This window comes from Elstera cyanobacteriorum (genome assembly GCF_002251735.1).
Taxonomy (GTDB): domain Bacteria; phylum Pseudomonadota; class Alphaproteobacteria; order Elsterales; family Elsteraceae; genus Elstera; species Elstera cyanobacteriorum.
In genome coordinates this window covers 81,681-104,599 of sequence record NZ_NOXS01000024.1, presented here as the reverse complement: position 1 = coordinate 104,599, position 22,919 = coordinate 81,681, and the positions used below count along the sequence as shown (strand labels likewise).

The following is a 22,919-nucleotide window of genomic DNA, read 5'->3' as shown; positions in this document are numbered from 1 at the left end:
AACGCCCACCCCACTGCGGGTGTGGATTGTGAGCGACGATAAGGCGGGGACCGTCAATCAGGCGCGCGGGCTTCTTGACCGCTTGAGCCTGCGGCTGCCTGTCCCGCCCGAGGTGACGGAAATCCTGGCGAAAGCCCGCGTGCCCTTCCGCTGGTTGCCCGCGCGGCTTTGGGCATTGCTTGGCCCACAGACCGCCGTGCGCGGGCTCCAGACGCCCCTAACGCCCCCTTGGCCCGATCTGCTGATCGCCGCCGGGCGCAGCGCCGTCGCCCCCGCCGCAGCCATACGGCGGCTAAGCCGCGGGCGCACCTGCGTCGTCGCGTTACAGAACCCGCGCCTGCCGTTAGCGGCGTTCGATCTGGTGATCGCCCCGATCCACGATAATTTGAGCGCCCCGAACTTACTGGCCCTCGATGGGGCGCCACACCGCGTCTCCGCCGCCCGGCTGCTCGACGGCGCGCGCGACTGCCCGCCGGATCTTGCCGCTTTTTATACCGAGGCTACCGCCGCCTGCGCCCCAATCGCCGCCGTGCTGCTTGGGGGCAACAGCGCCCGCTACCGGTTCGATACCGAAACGACCGACCGCCTCGCGGGGCAGTTCGCTGCCCTTGCCCGCGCCGGGGTTCGTCTGGCGATCACCCCATCGCGCCGCACCCCGGAAGACGCGATCCTGGCACTGCGCATCGCCCTCGCCCCCTATCGGCACTATTGGTGGGACGGGACGCCGCCCAACCCCTATCTTGCTCTCCTCGCCCTTTCCGATCATCTGCTGGTCACAGCGGATAGTGTCTCGATGCTGTCGGAGGCGGCGAGTACCGGTAAACCCGTCCATCGTATCGACGTGCCGGGCGATCCTGGCAAATTCGCGCGCTTTCATGCCCGGCTGGAAGAGCTGGGGCTGGTCCGCCGCTTCGACGGCACCCTACCCGGCTTCGTTCCGCCCCCCTTTGATGAGACCGACCGAGCTGCGGAAGCCGTTGCCACCCTGCTGAAAACCCGCGCAGGGGGTTCCCCGCGTGGCGAGAAAAGCGTATGACCGCCTGATGATCAGACTGCTGCGCCAAACACCCCATTCGCCCGTTCCTGGGCCGTCGCCGTCGCGCCGTCCGGGCGAAGAAACGCGTTGGCAACGGTGGCGCGCGCAGGCGGGGCCGTGGGCGGGGTTAATCGCCCTCTGCCTCGTGCTGTTCCTGCCGGGAATGATGACGCTGCCGCCGTTCGACCGCGACGAGGCGCGCTTCGCCCAGGCCAGCCGCCAGATGATCGAAAGCGGCGACTATATCCGGATCTCCTTCCAGCACGAGCCGCGCAATAAGAAACCGATCGGTATCTATTGGGCACAGGCGGCCTCCGCCCATCTCTTCGGCGGGAAAGATGCCCCCATCGGCGCCTATCGCCTGCCGTCGATGCTGGCCGCGATGGCGGCGGTGCTGCTGTTGTTCGCGGGTTTGCGACGCCAGACCGACCCGGCCACCGCCTTTCTGGCCGCCTCGCTGCTTGCGGCGACGCTGTTGACCGTGGTGGAAGCCCATCTGGCGAAAACCGATGCCAGCCTGCTGGCCTGCACCGTCGGGGCTCTGATGGCGCTGCTGCGCGCCTATCGTCCGCTCGATGGCGAGACTGCCCTGCCGCTGCGCTATGTCGCGCTGTTTTGGGGCGCCTTGGGCGCCGCTATTCTGGTGAAAGGGCCGGTGGTGCCGATGGTGGTCGGCGCCACAATCCTGGCGCTTGGATTTTCCGATAAGGCCTGGGCGTGGCTGAAGCGCTTGCGCCCCGTCCTCGGCTTGCCGCTGACCGTGCTGATCGTCGCGCCGTGGACGCTGGCGATCCTCAGTCAACCGGGCAGTGGCAGCGCGACGGCGGGCGGGAATTTCTTCGTCGACGCCATTCGCGGCGATTTGCTGCCCAAGCTGGTCGGTAGCCAGGAAGGCCACGGCGCCCCGCCGGGCTTCTATCTGGCGCTGCTGGCCGTCACTTTCTTTCCTGGGACGCTGCTGCTGATCCCGGCGGCGCGCGCAGCGTGGCGGGAGCGGTTCGATCCGCTGGTGCGCTTTGCTCTGGCGTGGGTGCTGCCGTCCTGGCTGCTGTTCGAACTCATCCCGACCAAGCTGCCGCATTATGTGCTGCCGCTCTATCCTGCCTTGGCCCTCTTAGTCGCGCGCTTTGCCGCCACGGCGGCCGCTGAGTCGATTGGCCATTGGAGCGCCCGCCTCTCGCAAGCGCTATGGGCTTTGGTTGCGCTGGTTCTAGCAGCGGTTACCGTCGCCCTTGGCCTCTATTTCGACCAAGAACTGAACCCCATCGCCCTAATCGGGGCCGCAATTTTCGTAATTGGGGCCGGGCTGACGCTGCGCTGGATTTGGCGCGGCAGTGCCGCCCATGCCCTGGTGACGGCCGTGACGGTCGTCGCGCTTGGCTATGGGGTGTTGCTGTCGGCGGTCCTGCCCGCAAGCTCCGGTTTTTTCCTCTCGCGCGGGCTGGCCGCAATGGCGGAAAGCCTGCACCCCGGTGCCCGGCTGGCGGCGGCGGGCTATGCTGAACCCAGCCTCGTCTTCCTCACCGAAACCACCACGCGCCTAACCGATGCCGAGACCGCCGCGCAATTATTGGCCGACCGCCAGGTCGATCTTGCCTTGATTGGCGACCGCGACATCACCAAGTTTCGCGCAGCCGCCGACGCCGCCGGGCTGACGGTGGACGCGCTCGCCATCGAGCGCGGCTTCAACTATTCGAAGGGGCGCTGGGTGACGGTGACTTTCTTCCGGCGCGCGGCATGATCCGATGCGCGCCATGCTTCTTTTCTGCGCCGCCGCGTTGCTGGGGGCGCTATTCCTCGCCGTTCCCGAGATCGACCTAGCCGTCGCCGCGCTTGGGTATCAACCCGGCGCGGGGTTCGTTCTCGGTCAGAGTTTCCCGTTCCAAGCCTTGCACGATGCCGTGCCGGCATTGGTGCTGCTGATCCCCGCCGGGGCGCTGCTGGGTTGGTTCAGCCGCCGTCTGCCGGGGCGTCAGGCGTTGTTCTTAATCCTCGCGGTCGCCGTGGGGCCAGGGCTGCTCGCCAATACGATTCTGAAAGATAATTGGGGCCGCGCCCGCCCTTCGCATCTTGTCGAATTTGGTGGCACCAAACAGTTCACCCCGCCGCTGATCCCCGCCGACCAATGCCCAAAGAACTGCGCTTTCGTCTCCGGCGATGCTGCTGGGGGCTTTGCCTTCCTCGCCCCGGCCCTACTCGCCCCCTTGGCATGGCGGCGGCGGGCGGTGTACGCGGCGCTGGCGACCGGGGCGATTTTCGGCGCGAACCGCATTCTGCAAGGCGGGCATTTTCTGTCGGACGTGATCTTCGCCGGGTTCTTTGTCGGCGGGGCGATTTGGGCTTTGCATTGGGCGATGATCGCGCCGGGGGGGGCTGGGCTCCGCGCGTTCCTGGCCCGCCAGACGCGCACGCCGGGGCTGCGTTACCGGCTTTATGCCATTTGCGTCCTACCACTGATCCCGGTCTCGATCCTGGCGTTTGACCGCAGCATTGCCCTCTGGGCGCGCGGTTTGCCGGAGCCGGTGAAGCAGGGGTTCACCGCGATTACCGATATTGGTCTCGGGGTTTGGTGGCTCGTCGGTTCGGCATTAATCACGGTTTGGTGCGCCCTAATGGTGTGGCGCGCCGCTGATCCCGGCACCCGCCAGCGCTGGAAGGAACGGCTGGGCACGCCCGCTTTCTTCTTTGCCGCCTGTGCATCGGCGGGAATCGTCAATTCCGCCCTAAAAGCGCTGATCGGGCGGACCCGGCCCCGGCTGTTCTTCGATCAGGGCCTTTATACCTTCAGCCCCCCGGCCACCAAGGCGGTCTATGTTTCGATGCCGTCCGGCCATACGACGATGATCTTCGCCGTCGCCACCGCGTTCGCACTTATGCTGCCGCGCCGCTGGGGTTGGGCCGCTTACGCAGGCGCGGCCGTCATCGCCTTCAGCCGGGTTGCGACGAATGCCCATTGGCTGGCGGATATTCTGGCAGGGTCGCTGGTCGGCACCGGCATGGCGCTGCTGTGCCACCGGCTGTTCGTGACAAAGGGGTGGCGCGTGCCTAAGTAACGGACGAAAAGAGAGAAAATCGGGCAGCAGCCCCTTGTTTGCGCGGGCAACGCCCGGTAGGGTCATCGTTGAGGAATACGGGGGTTGCAGGAATGGCGGAGCAGCGCCACACGAAGGTTCTGATTATTGGGGCGGGTCCGGCGGGCTATACGGCGGCGATTTATGCCGCGCGCGCGAACCTGCACCCGATTCTGACGACGGGCATGACGCCCGGCGGGCAGTTGACCATCACCACCGATGTCGAAAACTACCCGGGCTTCGCCGATGTGATCCAAGGCCCCTGGCTGATGGAGCAAATGCAGGCCCAGGCCGAGCATGTCGGCACGGAAATCGTCTATGATCTGGTGACGGACGTGGATTTCACCGCGCGCCCGTTCCGTGCCAAGACCGACGGTGGCACCCTGTTTTTTGCCGACAGCATCATCATCTGCACGGGCGCAACCGCCCGCTGGCTGGGTCTGCCCGCCGAACAGCATTTGCGCGGCGCTGGGGTCTCGGCCTGCGCCACCTGCGATGGCTTCTTCTTCCGGGGTAAGAAGGTCGCCGTGGTCGGCGGCGGCAATACCGCTGTCGAAGAAGCGCTGTATCTGACCAACCACGCCAGCCATGTGACGCTGATCCATCGGCGCGATAGCCTGCGGGCGGAGAAAATCCTGCAAGACCGGCTGTTCACCAATCCTAAGGTGACAGTGCTGTGGAACCACACGGTCGAGGATATTCTGAGCGCGGGAAGCCCCGCGACCGTGACCGGCGTGCGGGTGAAACACACCCAAGACGGCGCCGTGCAGGATATTCCGCTGGACGGGGTTTTCGTCGCAATCGGCCATGTGCCGCAGACCGAGGTGTTCAAAGGCAAGGTGGAGTTGGATGCCGACGGCTATATCGTCACGGCGCCGGATTCGACTGCGACCAATATCCCCGGTGTCTTTGCCGCTGGGGACGTGAAGGATAAGCATTTCCGCCAGGCGGTAACCGCTGCGGGCATGGGCTGCATGGCGGCGCTGGAAGCAGAACGCTTTCTGGCGGCGCAACCGGCCCAAAGCCGGGCGGCAGAATAATAACGAGAGGCCCATCCGGTTCGGATCGGGCAAGACAGGAGGGTAAAATGGACTGGGACAAGCTGCGTGTCTTCCTGGCGGTTGCCGAAGCGGGAAGTTTCACGCATGCCGGGGATTCGCTGAATTTGAGCCAATCGGCCGTCAGCCGTCAGATCAGCGGGCTGGAAGACAGCCTGTCGGTTCCCCTGTTCCATCGCCATGCCCGCGGTCTTATTCTGACCGAACAGGGCGAGCTGCTCTACCGAACTACCAAGGAAATCTTCGCCAAACTTGCGATGGCGGAGGCAATGCTGAACGAGAGCAAGGACAGGCCGAAAGGCCCGTTGAAGGTAACAACAACTGTCGCCTTCGGCTCGACATGGCTTGCCCCCAGGTTGAACGAGTTTCTGGAACTCCACCCGGAAATTAGCCTGACCCTGCTGCTGGATGACGACGAGCTGGATCTGTCGATGCGCGAGGCGGATGTGGCCGTGCGCATGACCATCCCCCGGCAGGCCGACCTGATCCAGCGCCATCTAACGACCTTCCACTTCCACGTCGTCGCGTCGGAAGCCTATCTGAAGGCGCATGGCACCCCGACGGAGTTGACCGACCTCAACACGCATCGGCTGATCTGCTATGGCGACCCGAAGCATGCCCCCTTCCCAGAGGTCAACTGGCTGCTAAAGGCGGGCGGGCATGATTTTTCCAGCCGGGCCGTGCTGAAGGTGAATAACTTCTACGCCATCTTCCGGGCCGTGAAGTCGGGTATCGGCATCGCCGCCCTGCCCGATTACATGACCAATGACGATACGGGCTTGGTGCGTTTGTTCCCGGATCTTGAAGTTCCGGCAGTGCCTGCCTATTTCGTTTACCCGGAAGAACTGCGTAACTCGAAGCGCATTTCGGTCCTGCGCGATTTTCTGCTGAAACAGGTTTCCGCCCAAGCCTTTTAAGCGCCGTTTGCCCGCGCCCCCGCCTGCCGGATGACCGGTTGGCGGGGGCGTTTGCATTTGTCCGCCATTTAGGATGGAGACAAAGACATGCGGGTTGCGCATGTCTGGCGCGGAATTTTGGCTCTAGTTTTGGAACGCCCAAGACCTTATTTCTTTTCTTGTGATTGTTGCGACGCAGCAATCCACCGGGTTCCCTCCCGGTGAAGGGTTTTTTTTTGAACCCTACGTCTCCCAGACGTGAAGCCTCCCTGTTCAACTTGTCCCCGCGCCTTTGCGCGGGGCTTTTTTTTGTCCGAACAGCAACAATGGCTGCACGACCTTCAGTTCTACTTGTCATCTTTTTGACATGATTTCCCACCTCCACCTCTTCCGTTCTAAGGGCGCCTGTGCTTGGCTTAATCTGGTCAATCAAAAGGGGGCAGAGCATGCAGGTAATTATTGTCGGCGGCGGGATTGCCGGGCTGGCGACGGCCTGGGCGCTTCACAAGACGGGCGCGCAGATTACGCTGCTGGAACAGGGGCCGTTGCCCAATCCGCTCGGCACCTCCGTCGATGATCACCGGCTGATCCGCTACCCCTATAGTACCAAGCTCGGCTTCACCCGCATGGTCGGGGAAGCCTATGCCGCTTGGGCGGAACTATGGGCCGACCTTGGCGAAACCCATTATGTCGAAACCGGCACGCTCGTGCTGGGCGGCCCTGGCAATGCGCAGAATGCCGCCACCGTCGCAACGCTGGAACGCGCAGGCCTGCGCGTTGGCGCGGATATCGAATGGCTGACCGCCGACACGCTCGCCCGCGACTATCCCCTGCTTGAAGAGGCAGCAGTGGCCGATGGCGGTTATCGGTTAAAAACCGGCGGCGCCCTGCGCTGCGGGCGGATTGTGCAGGCGCTGGCCCGGCATCTGGCCTTCATCGGCCTCGATATTCGCCCCAATACACCGGTAACCGCGGTCGATCCCACGGCGGGCCGGGTTACCCTGGCCGATGGGAGCCAGCTTAGCGCCGATGCGGTGGTCGTCGCCGCCGGGGCTTGGGTAACGAAGCTGCTGCCCGGCCTCGCCACGCGCGTAACGCCATCGCGGCAATTGATCGTCTATGTCGCCCCACCGAGCGAAACTGTGGCGCAATGGCAGCGCATGCCGATGATGCTGAGCATCGACGAGGGCAACGCCGGGTTCTACTTGGTGCCGCCGATCCCCGGCACCGGTATGAAGATCGGCGATCATCGGTTTTCCCGGACCGGCGACCCCGCCGCGCCGCGCGTTTTTACGGCAGAGGAAGCGCGCGCCGTGGTCGAGCAGTGCCGGGGGCAAATTCGCAACCTCGACGCTTACCGCATCATCGAGCCCAAGGTCTGTTTCTATACGGTCGAGGCGGATGAAGCCTTCGTTTTTCATCAGGAAGACAAGCTACTGGCCGTCTCCGCCTGTTCGGGGCATGGCTTCAAATTCGGCTCGGTTATTGGCAAGGCCGCCGCCGATCTGCTGACCGGTAAACGGACGCTGGCGGAGGTCAGCCTATGGGCGCGGGGGGCCTGAGTGCGGCGCGCGGGATCAACATAGCACGTTTTCCGCGTGTTTTTGCCGCATCGCACACGGTCTTAACCGTTTCTCAAGGGGCTCTGCGGATATCCTGAACGCTACCCCCGCACGGCCACCCTAGGGGGAAGGGAGGAAGGCGCATGGTTTCCACGGATACCGCACTCGATATATCGGCCCGACTTGCTTTTTTGCAGATCGATGCGGAAACCAAGAGCGCCCTCGCCGCCGCCCGCCCGGTGGTGCAAAAATGCCTGCCCGGCATTTTGGATATTTTCTACGATCATGTGCGCCAGGAAGCCCGCCTAACCCCGCTGTTCGGCGGCGAGGCGGGGATTGCCCGCGCCAAGGCCGCGCAAATTCGCCATTGGACGGCGATTGTCGATGGTACCTTTAGCGCCGAATATATCGCCCTCGTCCGCCGGATCGGCGCGACCCATAGCCGGATCGGGCTGGAGCCGCGCTGGTATATTGCGGGCTATTCCTTCATCGCCACGCGGCTGCTGGCTGCAGTAGCCGAACACTTCCAAAGCCTATGGCACCCCGACCGCGCGCTGCGGCAAACCCAGGCGGCGCAAACGGCGATTCTGAAGGCGGTGATGCTGGATATGGACTTCGCCATCTCGATCTATCTCGAGGAAAATAAAGCCGCCGCCGATGCGCAATTGGCGCAGGTCGCGGTCGCCTTCGATCAATCGGTTGCTACCGTCGTCGCCGGGGTCGGCACCGCCGCAGACGATATGCAACACACAGCGCAGGCGATGGCCGCCGCCGCCGAAGAAACCGCCGTTCAGGCCGAAATGGTCAGTTCAGCCGCCCAATCGACCAGCGGCAATGTGCAGACCGTTGCAACAGCGGCGGAGGAACTGGCGACCTCCATTCACGAGATGGGCCGCCATGTGGAAGAAGCGAGCCAGATCGCGCAAGACGCTTCGCAGCGCGCCCATGCTACCGACGATACGGTGGCCCGCCTCGCAACCGCTGCGGATCATATCGGCGCTGTCGTCGATCTCATCCGCCGGATCGCCGCGCAAACCAATCTTCTGGCGCTGAATGCCTCCATCGAAGCCGCGCGGGCGGGCGATGCGGGCAAGGGGTTTGCCGTCGTCGCCCAGGAAGTGAAGGGGCTAGCCGCCGAAACCGCTGCCGCAACACAGGAAATCGGCACCCAGATCGCCGCCATCCAATCCGCCACGCGCCATTCGGTCGATGCCATCCGCGAGATCGGTAATATCATCGACCATATCAACGAGATCGCGGGGGTCGTCGCCACGGCGATGGACCAGCAGGAAGCCGCTACCCAAGAAATCGCCCAAAGCGCTCAGCAGGCGGCCAGCGGGACTGCCAGCGTTACCGGCACGATCCTGGGTGTGACCGATGCCGCCACCGATACCGGGCGGGCGGCGCAGACTGTTGTTAAGACAGCGCAAAGCCTGGGGCAGAATGCCGATTTTCTGAAAAAGGAAGTCGCCGCCTTCCTCCACCGTATCCGCGAAACCAGTTAACGGTCGGGCGTTACGCCGCCCGGGTTTCGTCGATCTGCAACAGCGCCCGCAGCGGCTGGACCGCCAGTTGCGTGATCCGGTCTTCCAGTTGCCCGTAAACGGCATGGGCTTCAGTGATAAACGACAAGGCGCAGCGGGCCGGGGCAGGAATCTGCCATTCCACCACCAGCGGCGCGCCGGGCAAGGGATGCAGCGGCAGAAAACTGCCAAGGTTGACCACCAAATCCATTCGCGGGGCACCGTCGCCCAGAAACTCCGTCCAGCTTTTAGAGCGTAAATGCGCCGTGGGGTAACCGAGATCCCGCAGCAATCCCAGCGCGTGCGGATCGAGGCAGAAGGTCGGCACGCTGCCTGCCGAAAAAGCCCGAAAACGGCTGGGCGCGATGCGGTTCAAAATCGCTTCGGCCAGGATCGAGCGCACAGCATTGCCCGCCGAAAAGAACAGCACCTTAATCCGATTGTCTTGCGTTCCGCCCATTCGTTCCTCACTTCCCCCGCAGGTCCGCCGTTCTGGGGCCGGGGTGAAGGCGAGCCGCCTTTTGCGGCTCGTCTCTATCGCTATCCTGTCAGACGCGCGATGAAGGGAGAGTTAATACGTTTGTAGGCGGAAATCTAGCCCAACCTGACGGCGTACTCAGGTCTATAGCTGCAGCCCGCCAGCCTTAGGACGGCCTACAGTTCCCGGCGGGCGGTCAACAAAACCTCGCGCTTGCCAACGTGATTGGGGGCACCGACGACGCCTTCCGCCTCCATCCGCTCCACCAGCCGTGCGGCGCGGTTATAGCCGATCTGTAAGTAGCGCTGGATAAAACTGGTCGACGCCTTGCGCTCGCGCATGACCAGGGCCACCGCCTGATCATAGAGTTCGTCCTGCGGCCCATCCCCGGAACCACCGGACAGGCCAAGGCTGCCCGCACGGTCATCCTCTTCCTCCTCCTCGGTGGTGACGCCTTCGACGTAATCGGGCACCCCCTGGCTTTTCAGGAATTGCACGACCTGTTCGACCTCTTGGTCGGAGACGAAGGGGGCGTGAACGCGGGTGATGCGTCCGCCGCCCGCCATATGCAGCATATCGCCCTGCCCCAACAATTGTTCGGCCCCAGCATCGCCCAAGATGGTGCGGCTATCGATCTTGCTGGTCACTTGGAAGCTGATGCGCGTGGGGAAGTTCGCCTTGATCGTGCCCGTGATAACATCGACCGAGGGGCGCTGCGTCGCCATGACGATATGAATGCCCGCCGCACGGGCCATTTGGGCGAGGCGCTGGATCGTCGCTTCAATCTCCTTGCCCGCTACCAGCATCAAATCGGCCATTTCATCGACGATGATGACGATATAGGGCAGGTGCTTAAGATCGATGGGATGGTCTTCGAAAATCGCTTGGCCGGTAGCGCGATCAACCCCAACGGCAACGCGGCGGGTTGGCTTTTCGCCGGTCACTTCCATCTCGGCAACGCGGGCGTTATAGCCCTCGATATTGCGCACGCCAAGCTGCGCCATCGCCCGATAGCGATCTTCCATCTCGCGCACCGCCCATTTGAGGGCAACCGCTGCCTTCTTCGGATCGGTCACCACAGGGGTTAGCAGATGGGGAATATCGGCATAGACCGAGAGTTCGAGCATTTTCGGATCGACCATGATCAACCGGCAATCCTTCGGCCCGTGCCGGTAGAGCAGCGATAGGATCATCGTATTGATACCCACCGACTTGCCCGACCCAGTGGTCCCGGCGATCAGCAGATGCGGCATTTTCGCGAGGTCGGCCACCACCGGCGTGCCGCCAATATCTTTCCCCAAGATCAGCGGTAGCCGTGCTTCGGACGCGGTATAGGCGTCCGACCGCAGCATTTCCCCCAAGTAGACCATCTCGCGCTGCGGGTTCGGCAGTTCGATGCCGATGACGGTCCGCCCCGGCACCACGGCGATGCGCACGGCGACGGCGGACATCGACCGGGCGATATCTTCCGCCAGCCCGATGATGCGCGAGGATTTGGTGCCAGGCGCCGGTTCGAACTCATACAGCGTCACCACCGGCCCAGGCCGGACATCGACGATTTCGCCCTTGATATTGAAATCCTGCAGCACGGATTCGAGCTGGCGGGCGTTGGTATCCAGCACCTCATCTTCCACCGCTTGTTCACGGTCGGCAGGCGGGCAGGTCAGCATTTCGGCGGCGGGCAGCGTATAGGCGCGATGGACGAGCGGGCTTGCCGGAAGCTCGGCAGGCGCGTCTGGGGTGGTTTCCGCCGCTTCCGCCAGGTCACTCTCGGCCTCGTCGGCATCCGCTTCCAGATCGGTTTCGGCATCGGGGGCGAGGACCGGTTCCGCGTCCACCGTCACCGGCGGCGGCGGCAGGAAGGGGGTATCGCGATCCTCGACCTTCACCGTCAGGCTGCTGTCATGGGGTTTCGCCGCTGCGAACGGCATCGGCGCCGCCAGGGCGGCGACCGGGGCGAGGCTGGGGGTCAGGCTGGGCGGCAGAATGCTCGCGAAGGGGGAATTCAGCGTTTCCGTTAGAATCTGCGCCATCGACGGCGGGCGCTGCGGCAGCGGCGGCAGGCCGGGGCTGGCGGCCGCCTTGGCCGCTTCGGCGGCGGCTTCCTCGGCCAACAGCAGTTCAAACTCTTCCTCTTCCGTCAGCGGGGCTGGGGTCGAAAGGGTTAGCGGTTCATCCTCGGGTTCATCCGCGATGACGGGGGCAGGCGCGGGCGGCGGGGCCAGCGGTTCGGGCTTCGCGGCGTCAGCGGCGGCGCGCAGGGCGACAGCCGCAGCGGTTTCGCGGCGGGCGCGGTCGAGCTCCTCCCGCAATTGCGCAACTTCACGGCGCAGCGAATCCGCCGCCAGCCGCGCTTCCGCCGCCAGCCGTTCGGCCACCGCGCGCTCGTCCTGCAAGGCTTCGAGCGCGGCTTCCGCCCCTTTGCGCGACTCGGTCAGCGCCGCCAAGGATTGTTCCGCCGCGATCCGGTCACGGCGCAGTTGGTCCAACTCCTCCCGCACTTGATCGAGATCGCTTTCGAGATCAAGGCGCACCCGCTCCCCTTCCGCCCGGGCAGCAATACGGGAGGCTTCGCTTTCCTCGACGATGGTTTCAAGCCGCAAAACCTGCCCGAGCAGCGCATCGCAGGCGGCGTCGCGGTCGGCGAGATCGGCGTCATAGGCGGCTTGGGCTTGGGCGCGGCCTAGGCTAATCCCCTCCTCCAGCCCGCGCAGAAACAGAAGCGCCCCGGCCACCGCCCGCGCTTCCAGCGTCTCGCCGGTCAGCAGCAGCGGCGCCCCGCCCTCGGCTGGCAGCAGCGCCCATTCCAGCTTGCCCTCGCCCGATACATGCGGCGAAAATCGGCAGCGATAGCCCTTGGCCGCGACCCAAGCGTCGAAGGCCGCCGCCGAGGTCGGCAGCGCTTCGGCGATAGCATCCCCTTCCGGCATCGGCACGGTTTCGGGAGCGGGCGCAGTGAGCAGACTCATCGGCGATTTGCCTTTCGCATAACAGGTTAACTGCCGATGCCTATATATCAGGTGAAGAACGAACCGCGAAGAGCAATGTATGACAGGGTTCCTGTTCTCGCGCGGGAGAAACTGAGAACTCACAGCCCAGTCCTTCGGTGCAGCGCGGTAGGATTTCTGCGGCGGCGCGAAATTTGTAACAGTCTGTAACAGAAACAAACCGTCGAAACCGGCTTGAAACACGGCAATCGGCTGTCTTTTTGAGCAGAAGTGTTACCTAGGAACCCGACGGAGGCGTTCTGCGCCTTCATCGCCTGACCAACAAGGGGCGGGCCAGCAAGAAGCGAGGCATCGCTCAATCGTGTCACTCGGGAGGATTTCGATGCTCACCAAAACCCATCGCGGCGTGCGCGCCGTTGCTCTGTCCACTGTCTTCGTCGGCGGCCTTGCCGCGTTTGCGGCTGCTGCGCAGCCGAACGCCGAAGTGCTGCATTGGTGGACTTCGGGCGGCGAAGCTAAGGCTGCCGCCGCGTTGAAGGCCGATTTCGAAGCCAATGGCGGTAAGTGGAACGATATGGCCGTGGCCGGCGGCGGCGGCGATGCCGCCATGACCGTGCTGCGCAGCCGCGTTCTGGCGGGCGATCCGCCGGCCGCCGCCCAGATCAAAGGCCCGAATATTCAGGATTGGGCCAAGCAGGGCGCCCTCGGGTCGCTCGATAAGGTCGCCGCTGCCGAAAACTGGGATAAGGTTCTGCCGCCCCAGATCAGCAGCATCATGAAGTTCAACGGCAAATATGTCGCCGTGCCGGTCAATGTGCACCGCATCGATTGGTTCTGGGCGAACCCGCAGGTTCTGGCCAAGGTCGGCGCGACCGAAGCCCCGAAGACCTGGGACGAGTTCAACGCCCTGGCCGATAAGCTGAAGGCCGCCGGGATCACCCCGCTGGCCCACGGCGGTCAGCCCTGGCAAGACGCGACGATCTTCGAAACCGTCGTCATGGGCCTGAACGGCGCCGCTTTCTTTAAGAAGGCCTTCGTTGACCTCGACGATGCCACCCTGCGCTCCGACGGGATGGTCAAGGTCTTCGACCAGATGCGCAAAATCCGGGGCTATGTGGATAAGGATTTCCCGGGCCGCGAATGGAACGCCGCCACCCAGATGGTCATGAACGGCACCGCCGCCATGCAGTTGATGGGCGACTGGGCGAAGGGTGAATTCCTGGCCGCCGGTAAGGTTCCGGGCAAGGATTTCCTCTGCGCCCCGGCCCCGACGCAGAACGGCTACCTGATGAACGTCGATAGCTTTGCGATGTTCAACGTGAAGGGCGACGATAAGCAGGCGGGCCAGATGCTGCTGGCCAAGCTGATCGTCGGCGAAAAGTTCCAGGAAACCTTCAACACCTATAAGGGCTCGATCCCCGCACGTCTCGGCGTGCCGAAGGATAAGTTCGACGCCTGCGCGCTGAAGTCGATGGACGATCTCAACGCCACCATCGCCTCGGGCACGCTGATGCCGTCGATGGCCCATGAAATGGCCACCAGCGGCGCCGTGCGCGGTGCGGTGCTGGACGTTGTGACCCAGCACTTCAACAGCAGCATGACCTCGGCCGATGCGGCCAAGAAGCTCGCCGATGCGGTGAAGCTGGCGAAGTAAGCCTAAGCGGGGCGGCGGCGGCTTCGGAGCCCCCCGCCCCTTCTTTTTCCGATAGAATATTGGGCCGCCTAGGGGACCGGACGCCGCCGATTGGGCCGCGCCGACCTTAGGCCATGTCTAGGAAGCCCGCCCATGCAATCCTCCTTACGATCATCCCTGTCCCGCATCGTCGTTGCGCCGACCTTCGCGCTGGTGCTGGTCTTCGTCTACGGCTTTATCCTGTGGACGGCCTACGTCAGCTTCACCGGCTCGCGCATGCTGCCGAGCTATGAATGGGTGGGCATCGACGCTTACGTGCGCCTATGGCAGTTCGAACGCTGGCACGTTGCCATTACGAACCTGTTCGTTTTCGGCGCGCTGTTCATCACCATTTGCTTGGCGCTGGGCTGTTTGCTGGCGGTGCTGCTGGATCAAAAAATCCGCATCGAAGGCACGCTGCGCACGATTTACCTTTACCCGATGGCCCTGTCCTTCATCGTGACGGGGACGGCGTGGAAATGGCTGCTGAACCCCGGCACCGGGCTGCAAGCCTTCGTGCGCGACCTCGGCTTCCCAGATTTCGTCTTCGACTGGCTGGTGAACGAGCAATTTGCCGTCTACACCCTGGTCATCGCCGCCGTCTGGCAATCGTCGGGCTTCGTCATGGCGCTGTTTCTGGCGGCCTTGCGCGGGGTTGATCAGGAAATCATCAAGGCGGCCTATCTCGATGGCGCCAGCCTGCCGCGCATCTACTGGGGCATTATCATCCCGTCGATCCGCCCGGTGTTTCTGTCGGCCATCGTCATTCTCGCCCATTTGGCGGTGAAGAGCTTCGATCTGGTCGTCGCGCTGACCGGCGGCGGGCCGGGCTTTGCCTCCGACCTTCCGGCGAATTTCATGTACGAGATGGCCTTCCGCCGCAATCAGATCAATATCGGCGCCGCCAGCGCCGTGATGATGCTGTGCACCGTGATGGCGATCATCGTTCCCTATCTCTATTCCGAACTGCGGGGGGCGAAACGTGGCTAATCTGCACGATCTTCCCGGCGCGCGCGGGCGCTATGCCGTCTTTGGCCGCGTGTTCCTGTATGCGGTGCTGATCCTCTTCGCCGCTTATTATATGCTGCCCTTGGGCGTCATGGTCTCGACCTCGCTGAAAAGCGCGGCGGAACTGCGCTCCGGCTCGCTCATCTCGCTGCCGCGCGAACTGAGCTTCGATGCCTGGGCCTTTGCCTGGAATAAGGCGAACGTCGGCGTTAATGCCACCGGCCTTGCGCCCTACTTCTGGAATTCGGTGGTGATGGTCGTGCCGTCGGTGCTGATCTCCACCTTCATGGGCGCGCTGAACGGCTATGCCCTGACCAAATGGAAGTTCCCCGGCGCGAACCTTTTGTTTGGGCTGATCCTGTTCGGCAGCTTCATCCCCTTCCAGCTCGTGCTGCTACCGATGTCGATGACCCTCGGGGTTCTCGGCCTCGCGGGGACAACGGCGGGGCTGGTGCTGGTGCATGTGGTCTATGGCTTGGCCTTCACCACCTTGTTCTTCCGCAATTACTACACCTCGATCCCCGATGATCTGGTGAAGGCCGCGACCATCGACGGCGCCGGGTTCTTCCAGATCTTCTTTAAGATCATGCTGCCAATCTCGACGCCGATCATGGTCGTGTCGATCATTTGGCAGTTTACCCAGATTTGGAACGACTTCCTGTTCGGTGCCTCCTTCTCCTCCGGTGCGTCGGCCCCGGTCACGGTGGCGCTGAATAATCTCGTCAACACAACCACTGGCGTGAAGCAATACAATGTGGATATGGCCGCCGCGATTATCGCCGCCCTGCCCACCCTCGTTGTGTATGTGCTGGCCGGTAAGTATTTCGTCCGGGGTCTCACCGCCGGATCGGTGAAAGGGTAAGGTCATGGCGACGCTCACCATTAAAAACGTGCAAAAGCGCTACGGCAATGTGTCGGTCCTCAAGGGGATTGACCTTGAGTTGACCGATGGGGAATTCCTCGTGCTGCTCGGCCCGTCCGGCTGCGGGAAATCGACCCTGCTGAACATGATCGCGGGCCTCGATACGATCACCGACGGCTCGATCCAGATCGACGGGCGCATCATCAACGATGTTCACCCGAAGGACCGCGACATCGCCATGGTGTTCCAGTCCTACGCGCTGTACCCGAACATGAATGTGGCGCGGAATATCGCCTTCGGTCTCGAAATGCGCGGCGTCGATAAGCCGGGGCGCGAGGTGGCGGTGAAGAAGGTTGCGGCCCTCTTGCAGATGGAACATCTGCTGGACCGCAAGCCCGCCCAGCTTTCCGGCGGGCAGCGCCAGCGCGTGGCGATGGGCCGCGCCCTGGTGCGCGACCCGAAGGTCTTTTTGTTCGACGAGCCTTTGTCGAACCTCGACGCCAAGCTGCGCGTTGATATGCGCACGGAAATTAAAAAGCTGCACCAGCGCCTCGGCACCACCATCGTCTATGTGACGCATGATCAGATCGAAGCGATGACGCTGGCGACCCGCATTGCGATTATGAAGGAAGGCGTGGTCCAGCAGTTCGCCCCGCCGCAGGAAGTGTACGAACAGCCCGCGAATATGTATGTGGCGGGCTTCATCGGCTCCCCCGCGATGAACTTCATCCCGGCGCAGGTGGTGAGCGAGGCTGACCGGGTGGGCGTGCGCATTACCGGCGCGCAGGGCAGCTCCGTCCTGCCGCTGCCCGCCCCCTCTGCCGCGGTGCTGAATAAGGTGGGGCAAGAGGTGATCCTGGGCGTCCGCCCGGAAACCATAGCCCGCTACCAGCATGGCACCAACCTGCCGCCCAACTTCGCCCGCTTCTCGGCCCAGGTCAGCGTGACGGAGCCAACCGGCGCCGATACTCTGACCTATCTGGCCCTCGGCGGCCGCGACGCCATCGCCCGCGTCCCGCCAAAAGAAGCGCCGACGGCAGGCGAGGTCGCCGAGTTCACGGTCGATATGGCGCGGGCGTGCCTGTTCGATCCGAAGACGGAACAGCGGGTGGGCTAAATTAGAAGCGGCACTCACTTTTGAGTGCCGCTTCTCGAAAAAAAATGTTAACCTTTTCTTCCTAAAGTTGATATTTGATAGGAGGGAAAATGGATGCGGATAAGATAAAAAACGAATATCATCGCATAATTCCGAACGCAAAACGATTAAACAGGGAAATAATATCACAGCTATCTCACGTATTTTATCAGGAAAATATAAAATTGGGAGCCCCTCTTGAAAGCAGGGTAAAGTCCCTTGAGTCAATTCAAGAGAAGATGGATAGAAAAAATTTAGATATACAGAATTTATATCAGATAAATGATTTGGTTGGGATAAGAGTAATTCTGTTATTTTCTAGAGATTTAAAATCTGTTAAAGAAATTATAGAGACAAATTTTAATGTAATAGAAGTTGAAAATACCGCAGATAGATTATCCGAGTCTCAATTCGGGTACCAATCTACTCATTTTACTATCACATTATCTCAAAGCTGGTTAAGCATTCCAACTTTTTCTGGTCTGGACAATGTTCGGGTTGAAATACAGGTCAGAACCCTATCACAGCACATTTGGGCTGTAGCTTCTCACCAACTTCAGTATAAAAATGAAGAGTCTGTCCCACAAACCTTAAAAAGAAACATTCATCGCATTTCAGCATTACTTGAAACTGTAGATTTAGAATTTGAGAGGATTTTAGAAGATAGAGAAAAATATATAAAATCAATCACTACCGATAAATCATTTCTTCCACTCAATGTAGATACATTGCAGTACGTCCTTGATAATAATCTACCAAAAGACAACAAAACAGAAGATGAAAATTACGATCTTTTATTGAGGGAATTACTCGATAACAACATAAATAGCGTAAAATCATTGGAAGAATTCATAAGTGAAAAATACAATGAAGCCATGGACATGGAGAAATCAGTAGTTCAAAATATGTGGGAAAGGGACATTTATTACGAGACAACAAAAGAAAGAATTGATAAGGGGGTTTTTTTTAGTCATGTCGGATTAATAAGGATAATGCTGGATAATTAATTTAATTATTTTAATAATATACTTAATATAATCAAAAACTAATCCGCATTTATTTATAACGTCTTTAAAATATTTAATTCGCCATAACAAATGCACTTAAAAGCAGGAGCCATCCCATGAGTATTCTCCACATCGGCATCGCGCCCTATGAGGCCCTGAAAGCCCGCACGCTGGCAATTGCGCGCGGAGACATTCAGCCGGGGCCGGAGGAGCCGAAGCTCTGGTTCACCTCGATTGAAAGCGTGGCGCGGGTGCTGTCGGATAAAAACTGGGCGCTGCTGCGGGAGTTTGCCGAACGCCCCCCGGCCTCGCTCAGCGAGCTTGCGGCGCGGACGGGGCGGGCCGCATCTAATCTGTCGCGCACGTTAAAAACAATGGAACGGCACGGGCTGGTAACGCTCGGACCGGGCAGCGCTCGCGAAATCCGACCGCGCGTCACCTACGACCAGATCGACCTATCCCTGTCGATCCGCTAAACACGCGGGGTTCCCCAAGGGGCCTTCCCCTTGGGCGGAGCGCCGAGGCGGCGCCTCGGCCTGCCTTTCGGCCCTACACCGCCCGCCGGACCAAATAGCGGTTATACCGCTTCTCCAGACCGCCGAAGATGCGCGCTACGGCCCAGATCAGCACCAGATAGAAGGGCACCAGCACCAGATAGACGCTGGAGTCGTAGGTCTGGGTGAAGGCGCGTCCGGCGGCGCCCATTAGGTCGAGCATGGTGACGAGGCTGACGAGGGAAGTGGCCTTCATCGTCAGGATGGTTTCGTTCGAGAGGGCCGGGATGGCGATGCGCAGCCCGCGCGGCAGCAGAATGCGGCGGATCAGCAGCGCGCGCGACATGCCGCAGGCCAGGGCGGCTTCGCGCTCGCCGTTCGGCACGGCCAGAATGCCGCCGCGGATCGGTTCGGCCATATAGGCGCCCGTATTGAGCGTGAAGGCGATCAGCGCCAGCGAAAAGGGCGAATCGAGCAGCGGCCAGAAGATCGAGGCGCGCATCGCCGGCACATCGCCGCCGTAAAGCTGCAACAGCGCCGAGGGCAGGCCGTAATAGATCAGGAACAATTGCACCAGCAGCGGCGAGCCGCGAAAGCAGACGGAGTAAACCGTCGCCATGCCGGAAATCAGCCAATGGCGCGACAGGCGGGCCAGAGCAAGCGGAATGGCGAACACAAACCCCAGCAGGCACGACAGCACGGTCAATTGCACCGTCAGCCACAGGCCACGCAAAAACTGCGGCCAATAGGTTTGGGCAAGCTCGAAAAGCGACGTGAGCAGTTCCATAGCGTTACCCCATCCGCACGCCGCGCCGGGACCGTTTTTCCAGCCACAGCAGCACAAAGGTCGAAATCAACGTCAGCCCGATGAAAATCGCCGCCGCCACCGAATAAAAGGTAAAGGGCGATTTGGTGACGGAGGTGGCGATCTGTGTCTTGCGCATCAGCTCCTGCAAGCCCACCACCGACACCAGCGACGTATCCTTAATCAGCACCAGCCACAGGTTGCCCAGGCCGGGCAGCGCATAGCGCCACACCTGCGGCAGTTGGATGCGGCGGAAGATCAGGAAGGGCGACATGCCGAAACTTTTGGCGGCTTCGATCTGCCCCGCCGGGATCGCCAGAAAGGCGCCGCGAAAGGTTTCCGAGGCATAGGAGCCGAAGACCAGCGACAGGGCCGCCACCCCGGCGGCAAAGCCATCGACCTCCACATAATCCTCGAAGATCGCGTTGAAGAGGTTCTGCACGCCGTAATAGAGGATCAGGATGGTCAGCAGTTCCGGCAGGCCGCGCAGCAGATTGGTAACCACATCCACGCCGCGCGCCAGCCAGCGGATGGGCGATAGTTTCGCCATCGCTGCCGCCAGCCCGATGATGACGCCGAAGATCAGCGAGACCGCCGCCAATTGCAGCGTGGTCATCACCCCTTCCAGCAGTTGCGGGCCAAACCCCTGAAGATTGATCATTCTTTCCTCCCGCCCCGGCGGTTCCCGCCTAGGGGAAGTGTATCAGCGGATGTCGAAATCGAAATAGCGCGCGGTGATCTTGGCAAAGCGTCCATCTTGCACGATCTGCGCCAGGGCGCGGTTCAGGTCGGCGTGCAGAACAGCGTCGCCCTTGCGCACGGCGATTCCCGCCCCGGCGCCGAAACTCGGGTGCCGAAACGGCGCCCCGACGCGGGCGAAGGCCCCGTAACCGCCATTGGCTTTCACCCAAGCATCGAGTTGGGTGCTATTGGCCATCAGCATATCCAACCGCCCGTTCAGCAGGTCTTGCGCCGCCTCGTCCTGGCTGCGGTAGCGGCGGACGGTGGCCCAGCCCGGCATTTCCGCGTCCAGATAGGCTTCGTAGATGGTTTCCTGCTGCACGCCCAGGGTTTTACCGGTCAGAAACGCTTGGGTCAGCGGCCCGCCCTGCCCCGCCCGCGCCAGCACAATGCCGGGGCTGGCGTAATAGGGATCGGTGAAATCTACCGCCGCCTTGCGCTTCTCGGTAATCGCCATCGACGCCAAAATGGCATCGAAGCGCTTGGCATTCAGGGCGGGGATCAACCCGTCCCAATCCTGCACAACCCACTGGCAGCGGCGCTGCAGGGCGGCACAGAGCGCCTCGCCGATCTCCACATCAAAGCCCTGGGGCTTGCCGTCGGCACCGATGAAATTGAACGGCGCATAGGCGCCTTCCGTGCCAAAGCGCAGCAGCGGCGCAGCGGCCGCCTGACCGATGCCGGACAGCAGCAGGGCCAATAGCCCGGCCGAAACGGAAACCCGATGCCGATAGAGAGCATCCGCCCCCGCGCGTGCCGTCATAAAACCCTCAACTGTCTTGGATGGACATAGGCGGGGCGGCGGTTTGCCCCGCCCCGCCCATCAAGCGCACGCCGCCTGGGGCTTAGCGAATGTCGAAGTCGAAATACTTCGCGTTGATCTTGGCGTAGGTGCCATTCGCCTTAATCGCCGCCAGGGCCTTATTGAAGGCGGTCGTCAATTCCTTATCGCCCTTGCGGATGGCGATACCGGCGCCATTGCCGAGGATCGGATCGCGGATGAACTCGCCAACCCGTTCGAACTTGGCGTAACCGCCGTTGCCCTTCACCCAATCTTCCAGCACGGCGCTATCGGCCATCACCACATCGAGACGCCCATTGGCGAGATCGAGGTTGGCTTCGTCCTGGGTCTTATACTGCTTCAGGGTAATGCCCTTGTCCTTATAGCGCTCTTCCATGAACTGGGCGTGGATGGTTTCCACCTGCACGCCAACGGTCTTGCCCGAGAGCGCATCCTGCTTCAGGCTGGCACCCTTGCGGGCGATCATCATGCCCGGCGTGAAGTAATAGCGGTCGGTGAAATCGACCTCTTTCTTGCGCTTTTCGTTGATCGACATCGACGCGATGATGGCATCGAACTTCTTCGCCTTCAGCGCCGGGATGATGCCGTCCCATTCCTGGGTGACCCATTCGCACTTGCGCTTCATTTCGGCGCACAGGGCATCGCCGATTTCGATATCGAAGCCCTTCACCTTGCCGTCTTTGTCGATGAAATTGAAGGGTGCATAGGCCCCTTCCGTCCCCAGGTGCAGGGTTTTGGAGCTTTGCGCATAGGCGCCCGAGGTCAGGGCCACGCCCAAGGTGGCCAGAGCCAGTACGATCTTCTTCACGGTCACTCTCCCAAGTTCAACGAAAAACCATCCCGTTCGGGATTCCCTAGCCCTTTAGCGACGACGACAGGAACTGTCGGCACCGCTCGGATTTGGGGTTACCCAGCACATCCGCCGGGGTCCCCTCTTCTTCCACCCGCCCTTGATGCAGGAAGACGACCTTATTGGACACTTCCCGGGCGAACCCGATTTCATGGGTCACGACCAGCATGGTCCGGCCTTCGGCGGCCAGATCGCGCATGACCTTCAAAACTTCCCCGACCAACTCGGGATCGAGCGCCGACGTCGGCTCGTCGAACAGCAAAGCGTCCGGGTCCATCGCCAGGGCGCGGGCAATCGCCACGCGCTGCTGCTGGCCGCCCGACAGTTCCATCGGGTAACTGTCCTTCTTTGCCGCGACGCCAACCTTTTCCAGCATCGCTTCGGCCTTCGCAATGGCCGCCTTGCGGTCGAGGCCCAGCACGTGGATCGGCGCTTCGATGACGTTTTCCAGCACTGTCATATGCTGCCACAGGTTGAACTGCTGAAAGACCATCGCCAACTTCTGGCGGATCCGCTCGACCTGGCGGGGGTTGGCGGGCACGCGCAGGCCGCGCCGGGTGGTCATATCGATCACCTCGCCCTTCACGGCCACAACGCCGTCATCGGGCGTTTCGAGCAGGTTGATGCAGCGCAGAAAGGTGCTTTTGCCGGACCCGGAGGAGCCGAGGATGGCGATCACATCATGGTCGCGCGCCTCCAGCGAAATGCCTTTCAGCACTTCCAACGAGCCGAAGCGCTTGCGCAAATCGCGAATGCGGATCGCTTCAGCCGCAGGACCGGTTGCGGCGGACGCGCTGTGTGCAGCCCCTGTTTCCGTCATCGTCACCCTATTCACGCCCCCGTCCATCTTGCCCCCTCTATCACAGCGGTTCCCGAGGCTGAGTCAAGCCGGGAAACACGCGCGCGCACCCCCCGGTCCAGCCCCTGCAAAAGGCCGCCCCGTCGCCCGTTTGAAGCAAGAAAAACGCCAA

The 22,919-nt window shown here is 61.9% G+C and carries 20 protein-coding genes; 13 read left to right on the top strand and 7 right to left on the bottom strand.

All coding sequences use genetic code 11. From position 1 onward, the window contains the following. Positions 1 to 28: 28 nt before the first annotated feature. The 7 genes from CHR90_RS02880 to CHR90_RS02850 all read left to right on the top strand — a co-directional run bounded on the left by CHR90_RS02880 (position 29) and on the right by CHR90_RS02850 (position 9,128). Positions 29 to 1,036 carry a mitochondrial fission ELM1 family protein gene (locus CHR90_RS02880; RefSeq protein WP_170941267.1) on the top strand — a complete coding sequence of 336 codons (1,008 nt, stop codon included), beginning with the start codon at positions 29 to 31 and terminating at the stop codon, positions 1,034 to 1,036. A 7-nt stretch (positions 1,037 to 1,043) separates the two neighbouring features. Further along, complete coding sequence (locus CHR90_RS02875) at positions 1,044 to 2,777, top strand: ArnT family glycosyltransferase (protein ID WP_094407474.1); 1,734 nt, start codon at positions 1,044 to 1,046, stop codon at positions 2,775 to 2,777. A 4-nt stretch (positions 2,778 to 2,781) separates the two neighbouring features. Beyond that, complete coding sequence (locus CHR90_RS02870) at positions 2,782 to 4,089, top strand: phosphatase PAP2 family protein (protein WP_094407473.1); 1,308 nt, start codon at positions 2,782 to 2,784, stop codon at positions 4,087 to 4,089. A gap of 92 nt (positions 4,090 to 4,181) precedes the next feature. Further along, positions 4,182 to 5,147: a thioredoxin-disulfide reductase gene (gene trxB / locus CHR90_RS02865; protein ID WP_094407472.1), complete on the top strand. Its 966-nt coding sequence runs from the start codon at positions 4,182 to 4,184 to the stop codon at positions 5,145 to 5,147. 47 nt (positions 5,148 to 5,194) lie between these two features. Beyond that, positions 5,195 to 6,082, top strand: coding sequence for a LysR family transcriptional regulator (locus CHR90_RS02860; RefSeq protein WP_094407471.1), 888 nt, complete (start codon positions 5,195 to 5,197; stop codon positions 6,080 to 6,082). A gap of 425 nt (positions 6,083 to 6,507) precedes the next feature. Continuing rightward, positions 6,508 to 7,623, top strand: coding sequence for an FAD-dependent oxidoreductase (locus CHR90_RS02855; RefSeq protein ID WP_094407470.1), 1,116 nt, complete (start codon positions 6,508 to 6,510; stop codon positions 7,621 to 7,623). Positions 7,624 to 7,766: 143 nt separating this feature from the next. Then, on the top strand, positions 7,767 to 9,128 hold the full coding sequence (locus CHR90_RS02850) for a globin-coupled sensor protein (protein WP_094407469.1): 1,362 nt from the start codon (positions 7,767 to 7,769) through the stop codon (positions 9,126 to 9,128). A gap of 10 nt (positions 9,129 to 9,138) precedes the next feature. Here the strand turns inward: CHR90_RS02850 and CHR90_RS02845 are convergent, their stop codons facing one another. Further along, entirely contained in the window at positions 9,139 to 9,606 is a 468-nt protein-coding gene (locus tag CHR90_RS02845; RefSeq protein WP_094407468.1) for an arsenate-mycothiol transferase ArsC, read from the bottom strand. Between the two features lie 194 nt (positions 9,607 to 9,800). Beyond that, positions 9,801 to 12,593, bottom strand: coding sequence for a DNA translocase FtsK (locus CHR90_RS02840; RefSeq protein ID WP_229671619.1), 2,793 nt, complete (start codon positions 12,591 to 12,593; stop codon positions 9,801 to 9,803). 361 nt (positions 12,594 to 12,954) lie between these two features. On the opposite strand from CHR90_RS02840, the gene CHR90_RS02835 reads away from it, so the two are divergent. The 6 genes from CHR90_RS02835 (at position 12,955) to CHR90_RS02810 (ending at position 18,732) form a co-directional block, all read left to right on the top strand. Further along, the gene (locus CHR90_RS02835; protein WP_094407467.1) at positions 12,955 to 14,226 is read left to right on the top strand and encodes an ABC transporter substrate-binding protein; all 1,272 of its coding nucleotides are present in this window, start codon (positions 12,955 to 12,957) and stop codon (positions 14,224 to 14,226) included. 132 nt (positions 14,227 to 14,358) lie between these two features. Next, positions 14,359 to 15,234, top strand: coding sequence for a carbohydrate ABC transporter permease (locus tag CHR90_RS02830; RefSeq protein WP_094407466.1), 876 nt, complete (start codon positions 14,359 to 14,361; stop codon positions 15,232 to 15,234). Further along, positions 15,227 to 16,114 (top strand): carbohydrate ABC transporter permease, encoded by an 888-nt coding sequence (locus CHR90_RS02825; protein ID WP_444542356.1) that lies wholly within the window; start codon positions 15,227 to 15,229, stop codon positions 16,112 to 16,114. The genes CHR90_RS02830 and CHR90_RS02825 overlap by 8 nt, the downstream gene beginning before the upstream one ends. Positions 16,115 to 16,118: 4 nt before the next feature. Further along, a complete protein-coding gene (locus CHR90_RS02820) occupies positions 16,119 to 17,231 on the top strand; it encodes an ABC transporter ATP-binding protein (protein WP_094407465.1) in 1,113 nt (370 codons plus the stop codon). Between the two features lie 89 nt (positions 17,232 to 17,320). Continuing rightward, positions 17,321 to 18,256 carry a GTP pyrophosphokinase gene (locus CHR90_RS02815; RefSeq protein WP_094407464.1) on the top strand — a complete coding sequence of 312 codons (936 nt, stop codon included), beginning with the start codon at positions 17,321 to 17,323 and terminating at the stop codon, positions 18,254 to 18,256. A 116-nt stretch (positions 18,257 to 18,372) separates the two neighbouring features. Then, the gene (locus CHR90_RS02810; RefSeq protein ID WP_094407463.1) at positions 18,373 to 18,732 is read left to right on the top strand and encodes an HVO_A0114 family putative DNA-binding protein; all 360 of its coding nucleotides are present in this window, start codon (positions 18,373 to 18,375) and stop codon (positions 18,730 to 18,732) included. Between the two features lie 73 nt (positions 18,733 to 18,805). Here CHR90_RS02810 and CHR90_RS02805 read toward each other — a convergent pair whose 3' ends face one another. From CHR90_RS02805 to CHR90_RS02785, 5 genes are all read right to left on the bottom strand, one after another. Next, positions 18,806 to 19,537, bottom strand: a complete 732-nt coding sequence (locus tag CHR90_RS02805) for an ABC transporter permease (protein WP_094407462.1) — start codon at positions 19,535 to 19,537, stop codon at positions 18,806 to 18,808. A gap of 4 nt (positions 19,538 to 19,541) precedes the next feature. Then, positions 19,542 to 20,216 (bottom strand): ABC transporter permease, encoded by a 675-nt coding sequence (locus CHR90_RS02800; RefSeq protein ID WP_094407461.1) that lies wholly within the window; start codon positions 20,214 to 20,216, stop codon positions 19,542 to 19,544. Positions 20,217 to 20,258: 42 nt separating this feature from the next. After that, positions 20,259 to 21,059 (bottom strand): transporter substrate-binding domain-containing protein, encoded by an 801-nt coding sequence (locus CHR90_RS02795; protein WP_094407460.1) that lies wholly within the window; start codon positions 21,057 to 21,059, stop codon positions 20,259 to 20,261. A gap of 82 nt (positions 21,060 to 21,141) precedes the next feature. Next, on the bottom strand, positions 21,142 to 21,906 hold the full coding sequence (locus CHR90_RS02790; protein ID WP_229671613.1) for a lysine/arginine/ornithine ABC transporter substrate-binding protein: 765 nt from the start codon (positions 21,904 to 21,906) through the stop codon (positions 21,142 to 21,144). A gap of 46 nt (positions 21,907 to 21,952) precedes the next feature. After that, positions 21,953 to 22,768 carry an ABC transporter ATP-binding protein gene (locus CHR90_RS02785; RefSeq protein WP_094407486.1) on the bottom strand — a complete coding sequence of 272 codons (816 nt, stop codon included), beginning with the start codon at positions 22,766 to 22,768 and terminating at the stop codon, positions 21,953 to 21,955. Between the last annotated feature and the right edge of the window lie 151 nt (positions 22,769 to 22,919).

What these genes read in the sequence shown, in the direction of transcription:
- CHR90_RS02875 (WP_094407474.1), top strand. Translation starts at nt 1,044, where the DNA reads ATGATCAGACTGCTGCGCCAAACACCCCATTCGCCCGTTCCTGGGCCG.
- CHR90_RS02870 (WP_094407473.1), top strand. Translation starts at nt 2,782, where the DNA reads ATGCGCGCCATGCTTCTTTTCTGCGCCGCCGCGTTGCTGGGGGCGCTA.
- trxB (WP_094407472.1), top strand. Translation starts at nt 4,182, where the DNA reads ATGGCGGAGCAGCGCCACACGAAGGTTCTGATTATTGGGGCGGGTCCG.
- CHR90_RS02860 (WP_094407471.1), top strand. Translation starts at nt 5,195, where the DNA reads ATGGACTGGGACAAGCTGCGTGTCTTCCTGGCGGTTGCCGAAGCGGGA.
- CHR90_RS02855 (WP_094407470.1), top strand. Translation starts at nt 6,508, where the DNA reads ATGCAGGTAATTATTGTCGGCGGCGGGATTGCCGGGCTGGCGACGGCC.
- CHR90_RS02850 (WP_094407469.1), top strand. Translation starts at nt 7,767, where the DNA reads ATGGTTTCCACGGATACCGCACTCGATATATCGGCCCGACTTGCTTTT.
- CHR90_RS02845 (WP_094407468.1), bottom strand. Translation starts at nt 9,606, where the DNA reads ATGGGCGGAACGCAAGACAATCGGATTAAGGTGCTGTTCTTTTCGGCG.
- CHR90_RS02840 (WP_229671619.1), bottom strand. Translation starts at nt 12,593, where the DNA reads ATGAGTCTGCTCACTGCGCCCGCTCCCGAAACCGTGCCGATGCCGGAA.
- CHR90_RS02835 (WP_094407467.1), top strand. Translation starts at nt 12,955, where the DNA reads ATGCTCACCAAAACCCATCGCGGCGTGCGCGCCGTTGCTCTGTCCACT.
- CHR90_RS02830 (WP_094407466.1), top strand. Translation starts at nt 14,359, where the DNA reads ATGCAATCCTCCTTACGATCATCCCTGTCCCGCATCGTCGTTGCGCCG.
- CHR90_RS02820 (WP_094407465.1), top strand. Translation starts at nt 16,119, where the DNA reads ATGGCGACGCTCACCATTAAAAACGTGCAAAAGCGCTACGGCAATGTG.
- CHR90_RS02815 (WP_094407464.1), top strand. Translation starts at nt 17,321, where the DNA reads ATGGATGCGGATAAGATAAAAAACGAATATCATCGCATAATTCCGAAC.
- CHR90_RS02810 (WP_094407463.1), top strand. Translation starts at nt 18,373, where the DNA reads ATGAGTATTCTCCACATCGGCATCGCGCCCTATGAGGCCCTGAAAGCC.
- CHR90_RS02805 (WP_094407462.1), bottom strand. Translation starts at nt 19,537, where the DNA reads ATGGAACTGCTCACGTCGCTTTTCGAGCTTGCCCAAACCTATTGGCCG.
- CHR90_RS02800 (WP_094407461.1), bottom strand. Translation starts at nt 20,216, where the DNA reads ATGATCAATCTTCAGGGGTTTGGCCCGCAACTGCTGGAAGGGGTGATG.
- CHR90_RS02795 (WP_094407460.1), bottom strand. Translation starts at nt 21,059, where the DNA reads ATGACGGCACGCGCGGGGGCGGATGCTCTCTATCGGCATCGGGTTTCC.
- CHR90_RS02785 (WP_094407486.1), bottom strand. Translation starts at nt 22,768, where the DNA reads ATGACGGAAACAGGGGCTGCACACAGCGCGTCCGCCGCAACCGGTCCT.